Genomic DNA, 13,825 nt, shown 5'->3' with positions numbered 1-13,825 from the left:
GATATGCTGATCGCCCAGATCACCGATATTCATATCGGGTTCGATCCGGACAATCCGGCCGAATATAACCGCAAGCGCCTCGACGAGGTGCTCGACGTGCTGATCGAGGGGCCGAACCGCCCCGACCTGTTGCTTGCGACCGGCGACATCACCGATCGCGGCGACGCGGACAGCTATCGCCGCCTCGCCACGGCCTTTTCGCGCTGCCCCTTTCCGGTGTGGCCGAGCGTCGGCAATCACGACCTGCGCGACAATTTTCATGCGCGCTTTCCCGGCTTCGACGATGGCAACGGTTTCGTGCAATATGCGATCGAGCTTCCCGAGCTGCGCCTCGTCACGATCGACACGTTGGAGGAGGGGCGTCACGGCGGCGCCTTTTGTGCGGCGCGCGCGGCGTGGCTCGACGCCGAACTGGTAAAGGACCCGGCCAAGCCGACCTATATCGTCATGCACCATCCGCCCGTCGAAAGCGGAATCGAGTGGATGAACACCCATCCCGACGAACCCTGGGTCGCGACATTTACCGACGTCGTGCGACGACACCCCCAGGTCCGCGGGCTGATCTGTGGCCATTTGCATCGCAGTGTGACGGTGGCGTGGGAGGGGCGCACGGTCGCCATCTGTTCATCGACCGCACCGCAAGTATCGCTGGACTTAAGGCCGATCGACGAGGACCATCCCGACGACCGGCCGATGATCGTCGCCGAAGACCCCGCCTATGCGCTCCACCGGTGGAACGGGCGCGAATTGGTCAGCTTTTACGACCATGCCGGCGCCCACACGATGCTGGCGAAATATGACGAGAAGTTGCAGCCGCTGGTCCGCGAGCTGAAGGCCGAGCGCCCTGCGTAATGCTGCCGGGGGTGCTCACCCTAGTCGAGCCTGGTCCATTGTTCGTGGACGATCTCGCGCGCGATCTTGCCCTTTTCCATATGAAAGACATGGAGCAGTCGCAATTCGACGTGCGACCCGATGGGCAACGGCGCATTGTCCATGCCCTCGGCAACCAGCCGGAATCGGACGATCATGTCGTCGACGACGCGCGTTTCGGTAGCAAAGCGGTCGAGCGGGGTGATTCCGACATCGGCGAGAGCGGAAAACATGCGCCGGTAATTGGCCTCGATCGCCGCCTTTGTATCGAACCTTAGGCCCCGGCCAGGCACCTCCAGCACGATATCGTCGGTATAGAGGGTCATCACCGATGCGGGGTCCAGCCCTTCGTTGGCGATATGTTCGTGCGCCACGGCAAGATTTCGTTCGATCATATTCATAGTCAGGCCCATTAGTCAGTTAATCTGTCTTTCTGGTTTATAGACAGAGAGACTGTCTTATGCAAGACTCCTTTTATGACCGACATTCATCCCGTCGACGGCGCGCGTCTCGCCCAGCTGTGCCGAGCAATTTACGACAAGCTGCGCGAGGAGATCTATCTTGCCGCGGCGCAAGAGGGGTTCGTCGATCTGCGTCCGTCGCACTCCAATGTCCTGCGTCACCTTGATGCCGCGGGGTCGCGTATCGTCGATCTGGCGGTGCGCGCGGACATGACCAAGCAGAGCATGGCCTACCTCACCGACGCGCTCGCCAAGCTGGATTATGTGGAGATTCGGCCCGACCCTACCGACGGCCGGGCAAAGCTGGTGGTGCTGACCCCTCGCGGCCACGATGCGATCGCGGCCTTGACCCGGCTCAGTCTTGCGGCGGAGGCGCGCATTGCCACGCATCTGGGTCAGGCAAAGCTCGATGCGGTCCGCGACGGGCTGGCGGAGATTCGCGCGGCGCTGGAAGAACCCCGTCAATAACGGTCGAACCCCGCTATAAGCGCGCCAACACGTCCTGCCTTTGTGCCTCGGCGGTGACGCGCATCACGCATTCCGCGGCATGGTCGTTGACCAGCCCCATTGCCTGCATGAAAGCATATGTCGTCGTTGGCCCGACAAATTTCCAGCCGCGCTTTTTGAGGTCGGAAGACAAGGCGAGCGACGCGGGCGAAGTCGATCGGCGTTGCGGCCGCTCGGAGGGATCGGCTTCGACATATCGCCAGACAAATGCCGCAAGCGAGCCTTCCTGCGCGACAAGGTCGCACGCGCGGTGGGCATTATGGATTGTCGCCTCGATTTTCCCGCGGTGACGCACGATGCCTGCGTCGCCGAGCAGGCGCTCGATATCGCTCTTGTCGAACCGGGCAACGCGCCGAAAATCAAAGCCGGCAAAGGCAGAACGGAAATTGTCGCGCTTGGCAAGAATGGTGCGCCAGCTCAGCCCTGACTGGAAGCCTTCGAGGCACAGCTTTTCAAACAAGCGAATGTCGTCGGTGACAGCGAAGCCCCATTCGCGGTCGTGATAGTCGAAAAATTCGGGCGCGGCGGCGCACCAGCCGCAGCGCGGCCGGCCATCGGGACCGGGAACGGTGGTCGTCACGCCGCGCGCTTCAGGCCGTCCAGCCCATCGCCGGTGCGCCAGATGTCGATTTCCCGTATCTCCGCCGCGACAACATTGTGCGCGACGAACGGGTCGGCTGCGATGCGCCGCTCGAATTCCGCGCGGCTCGGCGCCTCGGCGAAAATGGCGCCCCCCGAAGCGGGCAGGAGTTTGCCGACGGCGAGGAAGCAGCCGTCGGCAAAGCCCTGCTCGATCCAACGGTTATGCGCGGCGAGGTGATCGGGCGCGGCGGCTCGATTGTCGGCAAAGGTCAGAAAGGCGATGAACATCGAACCCTCAATGGCTGTAGGGAGAAAAGCCGATGGCCTTGTCGAGCCAGGCGGTGATTGCGGCGATCTCGCGGTCGATGAAGAATTCGTCGCGAAAGGCGGCAGCGAGCGTCGCAACGCCTTGTGACCAGGCGAGCAGGTGCAGCGCATATTCGTCGGCCCGATCTTTGGCGCCCAGAACCTCAAAGCGCTGGGCCAGCCATTCGCGAAACAGGGCGAATATGTCCGCCGCACTTTCCCTCGCCGGATGGTCGGCCTTGGCAAGCTCGTTGGTGAGCGTGCCCACGGGACACCCATGACCCATGATGTCGGCGCGATTAGCGACAAGGATGTGGATGAAGCAAAGCAGCTGTTCACGCGCACCGCGGCCTTCGGTTTCCCAGCGCGCGAGCATTTCGCGCGTGGCCTCTGCGCGGCAGGCGATCACAGCGTCGAGGATCGCATCCTTGCTTTTGAAATGATGATAGAAATTTCCGCGCGAGATGCCGACACCGCTCGCAATCGCGTGAAAAGAGGTCGCCTCGAACCCGACGCGATAAAAGAGCGCATCGGCTTCCTCGACGATACGGTCGCGCGTGGATTTTGACGCCATGATGGAACCCGCCTGTTGAACTGGCGAGACGATTAGGACAATTGACCTAATCGGTCAAGAGGCGGCAGCGCAAGCGTGTCGGGGCGGGGTTGGCCTAATAGCCCAGCGACAAATCGACGCGCGGCTCCAGGGGCTCGCCCTTCTTCCATCGATCCAGATTTTCGAGGAAGCGCTCTGCCGATCGGGCGAACATCTTGTCCTGCGCGCGGCCCGAAAGGTGCATGGTGATGTGCGCGTTGTCGAGGCTCCACAACGGATTATCTTCGGGCAGCGGCTCGGGCGTGGTGACGTCGAGGAAAGCCGACGCGATCTGCTGCGTATCGAGCGCGGCGACGAGCGCCTCCTGATCGACGACGCTGCCGCGTGCGATATTGATCAGCGTTGCGCTGGGTTTCATCGCGGCAAGTTCGGCCGCGCCGATCATATTGTCGGTTTCGGGGGTCGCGGGAACGGCCAGTATCACCCAGTCGAAGTCACCGAGCCTTGCCCGCCACTGGTCCGGCGTCAGCGAGTTCGCGCCGGGCGTGCGGCGAACGACCGTCACCTCGACCGCAAAGGCCCTCAGCCTTTCTTCGATGAGTTTGCCGATCGCGCCATAGCCGAGCAGCAGTGCTTTCGATCCGAAGAGTTCGATCTTGCCCGGCGAATCGGTGAGCCATTCGCGGCGCTCCTGCGCGCGCACGACCTCGCGGTATCCCTTGGCGATGGTGAGCATCCCCATCACGACATATTCGGCGATGGTGATCGCGTTGATTCCGGCACCATTGGTAACGATCGTGCCGCGTTCGGCCAAGAGGTCGAGCGGCATCCCGTCGACCCCGGCGTAGATCGAATTCAGCCATTTCATCTTCGTCGCGGCGGTGATGGCGGCGGCCATGTCCTTCTTGTCATACATGTCGAACCAGCCGATCTCGGCGTGTGGCGCGAGGTCCATCGCCTCGTCTTTCGACGCGAAGAAGCGCGGTTCGACCCAGTCGGGCAGGCGGCTTTCGACGAGCGGCCGGATCAGGCCCGACAGGACGGTGATGGTTTTGGTCATCGTTTAGCTCTCCCATTCCCGTTCGCATCGAGCGAAGTCGAGATGCCTATCGTTTAGCGCATTCTTTCCGGGTGTCTCGACTTCGCTCGACACGAACGGATTGCGAGGTTCGTTTAAGCTCCCAGCCGCCAGTCCCAGCCGAGCGGGTCGCCGTCCATCACTTCGACGCCGTGGGTCAGTAGGATGTTTCGCACCTCGTCCGCTTGCACGAAATTTTTCTGCTCACGTGCAAGCTGCCGGGCTTCAAGTAGCTCAGAAATTTCTTGTTCGTCGATGGTGGCCGCTTTTGGTCGTATGCGTAGGTCCGCACGCCCATTTTGGAGCAGGTCGAGCCCAAGAACCTGATCGAGCGTAGCGATGAAATGCCAGCGGAGCTCGTTACTAATTGTAGGATCGGCCAGAACCGTTTCGATCACCAGCAGAGCTTTCGGTGTATTCAGATCGTCTGAGATTGCCTCGTCGAAATCTTGGAGATAGCCGAGTGCCTCCGTTTCGCTCCACTTTTCGCGCGGTATTGGTTCGAAGTGAGCCGGGGAAGCAACAGCCGTTCCAGTCTTTTGAAACTCCTTCCACATTTGCACTTCGACAGCTTTGTACATGCGCTTCAACCGCGTCAGCGCCGCACCCAACCCCTCCCACGAAAATTCAAGTTCGGACCGATAATGCGCCTGCAGGCACATCAGCCGATAGGCGAGCGGGTGATAGCCCTTGTCGATGAGCAGTTGCAGGCGCAGGAACTCGCCCGCGCTCTTCGACATCTTGCCCGAGCGTTCGACGAGGAAATTATTGTGCATCCAGATGCGCGCGCCACTGTCGGCCGAGCAGCTGTGTGCCTGGTTCTGCGCGATCTCGTTCGGGTGGTGGATCTCGCGATGGTCGATGCCGCCCGTGTGGATGTCGAAGGGGAAGCCGAGCAAGGCCTCCGACATCACCGAACATTCGAGGTGCCAGCCGGGCGCGCCACGACCCCATGGCGAATCCCATTCCATCTGGCGCTTTTCACCCGGCGGCGTCTTGCGCCAGATCGCGAAATCGGCGGGGTGGCGTTTGCCGTCGACGGGGTCGATGCGGCTTTCGCCTTCATCGGTCGCATGGCGCGCGAGGCGGCCGTAATCGGCGACGGTCGAGGTGTCGAAATAAAGGCCGCTGTCGAGTTCGTAGCAATGTTTATCGGCGATCGTCTTCGCAAATTCGATCATCTGCGGGACATAGTCGGTTGCGATCGACCAGTGCGCTGGCTGGCGGATATTGAGGGCTTTGACGTCGGCCCAATAGGCCTCGGTATAATGGCGCGCGATGTCCCAGATTGACTGCGCCTTTTCGGCGGCCGCTTTTTCCAGCTTGTCCTCGCCCGCGTCGGCGTCGTCGGTCAGATGGCCGACGTCGGTGATGTTGATGACATGGGTGAGCTTGTAACCCTTGTACGACAGCGTGCGCCCCAGCGTGTCGGCAAAGACATAGGCGCGCATATTGCCGATATGCGGGTAGTTATAGACGGTCGGGCCGCAGCTATAGACGCGCGCCTCCGGCGGGTTCGCCGGATCGCCAGGAACGCCGGGATGGACGGGCGCGAAGGTTTCGAGACGGCGCGTCAGGCTGTTGAACAGCTTGAGCGGCACGGCCGAAAGGGGGCGGGCGGGGGCGTCGGTCATGCCGCCGCCCATGCCTTGATCCGTCGGTCGGCGTCAACCGAAACGCGCTTCACTGGGCGGGCGGTGTCCACAGATCGTCGTTGCCCGCGCCGGTCACGGGATCGTCGACCAGCGGTTCGCCGCGGAGCGGATCGACGTCGCGCATGGTGATCAGCGCCTGCGACAGGTCGTTGCGCGCGCGGGAGCCGTCCTCGTCGGCGTCGACCTCTTCCTCGATCACGTCCTGAACCGGGAAGCCGGTGCCGGTGTCGAATCCCGGCCGCAAGCAGATGCTCGGGTTGGAGAGAAGGCAGCCGTTGACGGTCGATCGCGGATCATAGCTGCCCGCCGCGGGGGCGGCCCCGTTGACGGTCACGAGCCGAAGCGCATCGAGGCCGGTCACTTGTCCGCTCGCACCCAGATGCACTCCGTTTATCACGATTCGCGGCGTCCCCCCGGTCACAACGTCCAGCCCGCCCGCGCCGAAGGTCAGTCCGCGGCGCGCGGCAAGGTCGGTGCCAGAGCCGCTGTTCTGAACGTAAAAACCGCCGATGACTTCGGCGCGTATGCCGCGCGCGAAGAGGGCACCTTCGTCCAGGACGACTCCGTCATTTTCGGCGAGCCGCGCGTTGATCGCATCGGTCGTGGTCGCCGCGCCGACATCGGCAATCGCTCCGGCGGTGGCGACGATGATGTCCTCCGACACCATGTTGAGCTGTCCCGCCGGATCGGCGCCGTTGACGAGACGGACACTGCCCTGGCCCAATATGACCTCCAGCGCGTCATTCGCGATCAGGTTCAGCGCATTGGCGTCGGTCAGCCCGGTGAGTTCGACATTGCCGATGACGCGCATTTTGCCCGGCGTGCGGATGGTCAGCGCGCCGTTCGCGCCGAGATTCGAGCCAGGCGTACCGCCGGCGAGCGTGAAGCTGTCGACGATGACGTCGGGCGGCGCGGACGATCCGACCGAGGTTCCCCCCACCGATGCGACCTCGGGCGCAAAGACCTCGATCTGCGTGCCGAACAGGCGGCTGAGTTCGCCGGCGTCGAGATGATAGCCGGAAACACTGCTCCCCGGCGCTCCGCCGATAAAGGTCTGATTGTCGCTGTTATTGTTGGCGACCGACAGCGCCGTGGTCACGCCCGCTGTGCCGACGCGGCCCGCGGCGTCGATCGTAATGTCGGCAGAGGCCAGCGAAATCGTCAGACCCGTGACGATGCCGCCAATGGTCAGCGACGAAAGCGCAGAGGCCTCGAGATCGCCGGCGACCGTCACCGCGGCGAGATTCAGAAAGCCGCCGTTGCTGGCAAGGATCGCATCGGCGGCGGTCAGTGCGGCGATCGTCATCGCCTCGCCCTGCGTGGCGAGGTCGGCCGTCCCGGCAACACTGCCGCTGCCGATCGACAGGTCGCCGCTTGCACGAACGAAGGCGTCGCCGACATCGGTTGCGAGCGATTGAAAGATCATGTCGCCGCCGCCTTCGATGCGGATCGCATTGGCGCTGGCGTCGATCGGGCCCGACGCGAACAGCGACGCAATGTCGATGTTGCCATCGCTGCTGTCGAGGCTGGTCGAGCTCAGCGCGCCGAGCATGTCCACCGCAATGCCGGTGGCGCCGTTCAGTGCGACATTCTGCCCTTCGACCAGCGTTACGTCGATCGCTGTGGCTGCGTTCATTGTCACATCGCCGAGCGCGCGGACGCCGCCGCCGGAAATCCCCGCCGCCGAGTCGATGGCGAGATTCCCGTTGGCGCCCAGCGTCGGCGCCGCGCCGCCGCCGGGATCGGTCAGCGCGGCGATGGCGACATCTTGCGCTGTGATGGCGATGTCGCGTCCGGCATTGACGGGTCCGGCCATGTTGGCCAGGCCCGCGGCATCGACGACGACGTCGCTGAACGCCGCGACGGCGGCGAGCGTTGTGGCGCCGCCTTGGGTACGCAGGCTGCTGTCGCCGCCCGTGGTGCCGAGGCCGAGCGTCGTCGCGCCATCTACGGCGATGTTGTTGGCGGCGTCTAGCAGGATGTCGTCCCCCGCCGACAGCGCCGCGGCGTTGATCGAGCCTGTCGTCGATGCAATGGCGATGTCGGCGCCGTCGGCAGCCTGCGCCGTGATCGTGAAGATCGGGATGCCCGACGCCGACGAGAGGCCAAGGACGTGCGTGTCGGGCCCGGCACCCGTCGTTGCGACGCTGTCCAGGATGATGTTGCCGGGGGCCTGGACCGCGATGTCGTCGCCCGCGGCAACATTGGTGAGGCTGGCGGTCGTGCCTGCGAGCACGAGCATGTCCTCGCCTGCGGTGCCGCCGTCGATCGACGCGGCGCCGCCCACGCTGACGCCGAACATCCGCGTGGCGGCGCTGTTCGTCAGCGTCGCATCGCCCGCAGCGATAACGAACAAATTACCCTCGGTGGGGATCCCGTTGGGATCGACATAGCCGCCGTTCGCCTGTGCCGACGCGATGATATTGGCATCCGAATTGAGGAAAATGTCGCCGCCGGCGACGAAGGCGCCCGAAAGGTCGTCGGCTGCGAAGATCGAAATCGTGCCCGCGACATCGGCGCTGTTCACCGACACCGCTCCGCCTGTGCCAAAGGCGACGAAGGAGGCGTCGCCCGTCACCGTGCCGGTCAGCGTCACACTGTTCGCGACGAGCGAGATGTCGCCGCCGGCCGCAATCGACCCGCCGCTGATACCTTCCGCCCCCGGAGCCGTCCCATTGGCCGACAGGCTGACGCTGAGGCCCGCGTCGACGCCGTTGAAGGCGATCGACTGCCCCGACACCTGGACGAAGCCGCCCGCGCTTGAATTGCCGAGGTCGACCGCGCCTGGCGACACGATGTCGATATTGCCGCCGGTGATGATCGAGTTGAGACCGGTCGCAAAGCTGCCTGCGCTGGCAGCGAAGTCGCCCACCGCCTCGGCATGTTCGACGGTCGCTGCTCCGGGGGTGGAGAGGAGGATCGAGCCGCCCGCAAGCCCGTCGACCGCGATCGTGCCGGCCGGCCCCGTGACGGTCAGCGACAATAGGCCATCGGCGGCGGCAAGACTGCCCGTGGTGCCGCCAATACTCGTCGCCGCGGTCATGGCGACATCGCCCGTCGCGCGCAGCGTCGGCGCCGTGCCTTCGCGCAGATCGTGGCGCAGGTCGATCTGGTCGCCAGCATCGATCGTCAACGACCCGTCGACGTCGAGAGTGCCGTTCGACCGGCCATAAACACCGACCGAGCCGTCGGTCGCGAAGGTCACATCGCCCTGGCTGCTGATCGTGCCGCCCGCGGGGGCGACGAAGATGCCCGTCGCCGCGGTGTCGGTGTCGTTGTTCGTCGGCGCCGCAAGGCCAAAGGCCTGCGCCGTCAGTCCCGCGAAACTGATGTCGCCGCTATCGGTGCGCAATTCGATGCGCCCCGCGGTGTCGCCGCTCGCGTCGATGGTTGTCGCGCCAAGGTCGATCTGGCCCGGACCGGCCGTGCCGATGGCCGCTTCGATGTCGACGCGGCCACCCGCCGTCAGCCCGGCGATGCCCGAACTGCCATCGGTGCCGCCGCCGACGCCGATCCCGCCGGCGCCGCCGTTGCCCTGGATCCCGGCCGCCGTGATGCCGACAGCCTCGCCGTTCGATGTGATCGTTCCGCCGGTGGCGATCAGCCGGACGGCGCCGCCCGTGCCGCTGCCGCCGTCGCCGCCGGAGCCTGCCTGATTGCCGACGCCGAAGCTGCTGTCCGCCCCCGTTCCGCCCGTGCCGCCTGCGCCGCTGCTGCCCAGATTGACGCTGGGCGCGCTGCCGAGGCCCAGCGCGACGGTCGCTCCGTCGCTCGCCGCGATCTCGATCGCGCCGCCAATCCCGTCGCCGCCATCGCCGCCATCGGGCGCGACCGCCGGGAAGGAATTGAAGTCCAAATTGCCTGCGCCGCCATCGCCGCCGATTCCGCCGGTAATAAAATTGGTTTCGAGTGCAGTCACGCCGGCGCCGGCCCCATTGGCCAGCATCCGCGAGGTGCCGCCCGTGCCGTTCCCGCCGTTGCCCCCATCGCCGTCATTGCCGTCGCCGCCGTTGCCGCCGAGACCGGTCGAGTCGATCGTGATGGCGAGCTCGCCCGCGTCGAATCCCGTGACAATCGTTTGCGCAACGCCGCCGAAACCGTCGCCGCCCGTGCCGCCGACATTGTGCACCCCGCCGGAGCCGCCCCTTCCGGCGGCAATGCTGCCTGCGGCGCCGACGCCGGCAATCGCTGTTTCGAGCGCGATCGTTGCCGTGCCGCCGCGGCCATTGCCCCCGGTGCCACCAACGCCGATGCCTGTTGCGGGGCTGCCGCTGCTCGAAAAGAAGCTTTCGCCGCCATTGCCGCCGAACCCCGACGCATCGGCGACCAGACTGCTCGCGGTGGTCGAGCCGCCGGTGACACCGATTGTGGCGTTGCCGCCAATCCCTTCGGCACCGTTGCCGGGCGTGCCTGGAGCGCCGGCAAAGCTCGAGAAGTTGAAAAAGTCGCCGCCGCGCCCACCGCTTCCGTGGGCGTTCGCCTGAATCACGCTGGCGTCGACCAGCACGGTTCCGGAGATGCTGATCGTTGCCGTGCCGCCGCGGCCCTGTCCGCCCGCGCCGCCGGGAATGATATTCGCCGGATCGTCGTCGTTGCCCGACAGCCCATCGCCGCCGATGCCGTTCGCCGTCGCCAAAATATCGGCGCCGGTTATCGTGCCGCCGCTGAGGTCGATCGTCGCGGTCCCGCCGACACCGGTACCCGATGTACCCTCCGCGATGCCACCGATGCCGTCGGCGCTTATCCGCATATCGCCGAACGACACCGCGCCGCCCGTCTGGGTAAAGCTGGCCGTGCCGCCCGTGCCGGTGGCGCTGTTTGCGCCGGTGCCGCCGCCGAACCCCGCCGCCGATAATTCGATCACGCCGCCGGTAAAGCTGCCGCCCTGCACCTCGAGGCGCGCCGCGCCGCCCTGACCATTGCCCGCCGTGTCGAACGGCAGGCCCGGAAAGCTTTCCACATCGGGCTCCGTCCGGCCATCGGCCGTTGCCACCAGGTCCCCCGCGTCGATCCGGCTGCTGCCGGAGCTTTCCGCTTCAGTGCGCAGAAGTATCGTACCGCCCCGGCCCGTCGGATTGTTCGCGCCGGGCACCGCTGCGCCGCCCGCCGTGCCATCGGCCGAGACCGAGGCACCGACGCCGAGGTCGATCGTGCCGGCGTTGGCGATCATCTGGATGGTGCCGCCCGTCGCCGCGGTGCCCGCGTTGCTGACCCCCGACCGCGCGCTCGCGTTGAAAATATTGGCGGCGTCGAGCAGCGCGACGATCTGCCCTCCGCTGCGGGCGAACAGGTCGATCGTCCCGCCCTGCGCAACGCCGCCGGTATCGGTGACGTTGACGGTCGAGCCGCTGACGTCAATTTCGAAGATATCGGCCCGAATCGTTCCGCCGTCGGCGTTGAGGTCGACATCTCCGCCGGTGCCGTCGCCTGCATTTCGGACGATTGCGCTCGACATGCTTCCGCCCATGGCCTGAACGAGCAGCGTGTTCGCCGCGCTGATCGTACCGCCAGCGGTCGCGCTGACAGCCACGCTTCCTCCGGCACCTGTGCCGAAGTTTTCGCCGGATATTCCCATGCCGACTGCGAAGAGGTTGACGAAGCTGCTGCTGGCGATTGTCGAGCCGTTGGTTGCCGCCAAGACGACGTCGCCCGCGGCGGTATCGCCCGTCTGGCCGGTCGTCCCGCTGGTGCTGAGCGCGCTGCCCGCGAGCGCCGAACCGTTGAGGGCGATCGAGGTCGTTTGTGCGGTGACGCCGCCATCGACGGTCAGCGCCGCGTCGCCGCCCGTGGCATTGCCCCCGATCGTATTTTCACCGCCGCTGGCATTGCCGCCGCGCGCGAGCGCCGACGCGAGAACCGCGCCGAGGGAAATGGTCGAGGCCGCATCGGTGTCGATCGCGATTTCGGCGATGCCCCCGATCCCCGCGCCGCCATTCAGTGACTCGAAGGAGCCGAGACTGCCGCCGCCGTCGCCGCCCGCCTGTACGAAGGTCTGCGTGGCCGACAGGAAGGTGTTGGCGCCCGTGACCGATATGCGCGCCGTGCCGCCGATACCGTCGCCCGATTGGGTGAGGCCGATGCCGCCGGTCCCGGTGGCGTTGAGCGACAGCAGCGCGACGGGTCCGACGCTGCCGCCGTCGGTGATCGTCAAAGCCGCGTTGCCGCCGATGCCGTCGCCGTTGATCGCGGGTGGGCCGCTGACAAAACTCGCATCGCCGCTGCCGCGCGCGTTGATGAAGACATTGCCCGCGATAAGGCTGCTGCCGGCGTTGCTGACCGTGATGCTGGCACTGCCGCCGCGTCCGTCGCCCGTCGAACCGTTCGATCCCAGATCGGCGATCCCGTCGGCCTCGACCGTGACACCCGATGTGCTGACGCTGCCGCCGGTGATCGTCAGGCTGGCGGTGCCGCCCAGTGCATCGCCGGTCACGGCATCGGGGGTGCCCGACGCGAGCACGCTCAGCGATCCTGCGGTGAGCGTGCCGCCGGTGACATTGATCGCCGCATTGCCCGCGGCGGCGGCGGTGCCGCCCGATTGGAGGGTGAAGCCGCCCGTGGCGCCGGCCTGCTGCCCCGCGCCGAGGATGAGCGACGCGCCCGCGTCGCCGGTAAAGCTGCCGTTGCCCTCGACAAAAAACTGGCCGGCGGATGACAGGGGCGGCGGCGATCCGGGCAGGGTCTGCGCCGGTCCGGCGGCAAAGGTGCCGCTGGCGCGCGCCACCGTGTCGCTGCGGAACAGCGTGTCGGTCGCGGTGATGTTCGCGGCAGTGGCGTTTGTCGGCGTATCGGCGATTTCGCCGCCGACGATATTATAGCCCGCCGACAATCGCACCGCGCCGTCGGGATCGACCTGTGCCGAGACTGCGTCGTCATAACCGATCGCGCCGCCGACCAGCATCGTCACCGCGTCATTTTTCGGAATCGCGACCATATAGACGCGGCTCTGGTTGCCGTTGGAGTCGAGGTGCGCGGGGCCGGTGGTCGTTCCCGTGTGGCTGATCGCCGTTCCGCCCTCTGCCCCGACGGTGACGTCGATGTCGAACAGCCCGCCGTTGATGCGAATATTCGCCTGCTCGGCGGCAACATAGGCGGCCGATCCGTCGACGCGCACAGCGCCGGCCTGGACAACCCGCGGTGCGACCAGTGCGACATAGGAACTGCCCGGACTGCCGCCATGATTGGCGTTGATCGCGCCGTTGACGGTGATCGCGGACGTGCTGCCCGATGCGCCGGCAAGGCGGATGGTGCCGCCGGGACCGAACAGGCCGCCGCTCGTGTCGATGTCGTTCGTCGTCAGCATCAGGCTGCCGACGTTGATCACCCCGCTGGCGCCGATCAATATGCCACCGGCGTTGTAGAACCATATATTTCCGCCGCGCGGTCCGTTCGGCGAGCCGATATAGGAATTGACCGTTCCGTTGAGCGCGATCTGGCGGCTGAGCGCGCCGCCCGACCCGTCGACGAAGCGGTTGAGCACCGTATAGTCGCCGTTGCCGATGAATTCCCAGTTCGCGCCCGCGGGCAGGATGTCGATCGTGCCGCCCGTGGGCGCGTTATCGGTCGGCACCCAGTTGATGACGCTCTGGCTGGTGCCGAGCGTGACCGTCGTGGTGTTTGTGCCCGGATTGTCGACGATCGAACTTCCGCCCCCGCCGGTAACGAACGCGCCTGTACCTGCGACCTGTGCCAGTGCCACGCCGCCCTGCGCCAGCGCGATCAAGCCGCCCGCGACGGCGCAGCTCGTCAGCAGGTGCCGTTTGCGGCCGCGGCGGGGCGAGGGGGTGGCGGTGGAACGCATGGCAGTCGTCCTCGA

The 13,825-nt window shown here is 65.9% G+C and carries 9 protein-coding genes; 2 read left to right on the top strand and 7 right to left on the bottom strand.

What is annotated here, in order from left to right:
• Nucleotides 1–3 precede the first annotated feature (3 nt).
• Nucleotides 4–852, top strand: coding sequence for a metallophosphoesterase (locus RIA72_RS12450; protein WP_350032376.1), 849 nt, complete (start codon nt 4–6; stop codon nt 850–852).
• Nucleotides 853–872: 20 nt separating this feature from the next.
• Here the strand turns inward: RIA72_RS12450 and RIA72_RS12445 are convergent, their stop codons facing one another.
• A complete protein-coding gene (locus RIA72_RS12445; protein WP_350032375.1) occupies nt 873–1,271 on the bottom strand; it encodes a nuclear transport factor 2 family protein in 399 nt (132 codons plus the stop codon).
• Between the two features lie 75 nt (nt 1,272–1,346).
• Here RIA72_RS12445 and RIA72_RS12440 point away from each other — a divergent pair, with 75 nt between their 5' ends.
• A complete protein-coding gene (locus RIA72_RS12440; RefSeq protein WP_350032374.1) occupies nt 1,347–1,799 on the top strand; it encodes a MarR family winged helix-turn-helix transcriptional regulator in 453 nt (150 codons plus the stop codon).
• Nucleotides 1,800–1,812: 13 nt separating this feature from the next.
• On the opposite strand, the gene RIA72_RS12435 is transcribed toward RIA72_RS12440, so the two are convergent.
• The 6 genes from RIA72_RS12435 to RIA72_RS12410 all read right to left on the bottom strand — a co-directional run bounded on the left by RIA72_RS12435 (nt 1,813) and on the right by RIA72_RS12410 (nt 13,810).
• A complete protein-coding gene (locus RIA72_RS12435; RefSeq protein WP_350032373.1) occupies nt 1,813–2,418 on the bottom strand; it encodes a DNA-3-methyladenine glycosylase I in 606 nt (201 codons plus the stop codon).
• Nucleotides 2,415–2,708 carry a YciI family protein gene (locus tag RIA72_RS12430; RefSeq protein WP_350032372.1) on the bottom strand — a complete coding sequence of 98 codons (294 nt, stop codon included), beginning with the start codon at nt 2,706–2,708 and terminating at the stop codon, nt 2,415–2,417. The genes RIA72_RS12435 and RIA72_RS12430 overlap by 4 nt, the downstream gene beginning before the upstream one ends.
• Nucleotides 2,709–2,715: 7 nt before the next feature.
• Nucleotides 2,716–3,300 carry a TetR/AcrR family transcriptional regulator gene (locus RIA72_RS12425; RefSeq protein ID WP_350032371.1) on the bottom strand — a complete coding sequence of 195 codons (585 nt, stop codon included), beginning with the start codon at nt 3,298–3,300 and terminating at the stop codon, nt 2,716–2,718.
• 94 nt (nt 3,301–3,394) lie between these two features.
• Complete coding sequence (locus RIA72_RS12420) at nt 3,395–4,339, bottom strand: D-2-hydroxyacid dehydrogenase (protein ID WP_350032370.1); 945 nt, start codon at nt 4,337–4,339, stop codon at nt 3,395–3,397.
• A gap of 113 nt (nt 4,340–4,452) precedes the next feature.
• On the bottom strand, nt 4,453–5,991 hold the full coding sequence (gene cysS, locus RIA72_RS12415; protein WP_350032369.1) for a cysteine--tRNA ligase: 1,539 nt from the start codon (nt 5,989–5,991) through the stop codon (nt 4,453–4,455).
• A gap of 49 nt (nt 5,992–6,040) precedes the next feature.
• Nucleotides 6,041–13,810 carry a hypothetical protein gene (locus tag RIA72_RS12410; RefSeq protein ID WP_350032368.1) on the bottom strand — a complete coding sequence of 2,590 codons (7,770 nt, stop codon included), beginning with the start codon at nt 13,808–13,810 and terminating at the stop codon, nt 6,041–6,043.
• Between the last annotated feature and the right edge of the window lie 15 nt (nt 13,811–13,825).

The sequence above is a fragment of the Sphingopyxis sp. genome, from assembly GCF_040216815.1.
In the GTDB taxonomy this organism is placed as follows: domain Bacteria; phylum Pseudomonadota; class Alphaproteobacteria; order Sphingomonadales; family Sphingomonadaceae; genus Sphingopyxis.
This window is presented reverse-complemented; position numbering and strand designations above follow the sequence as displayed.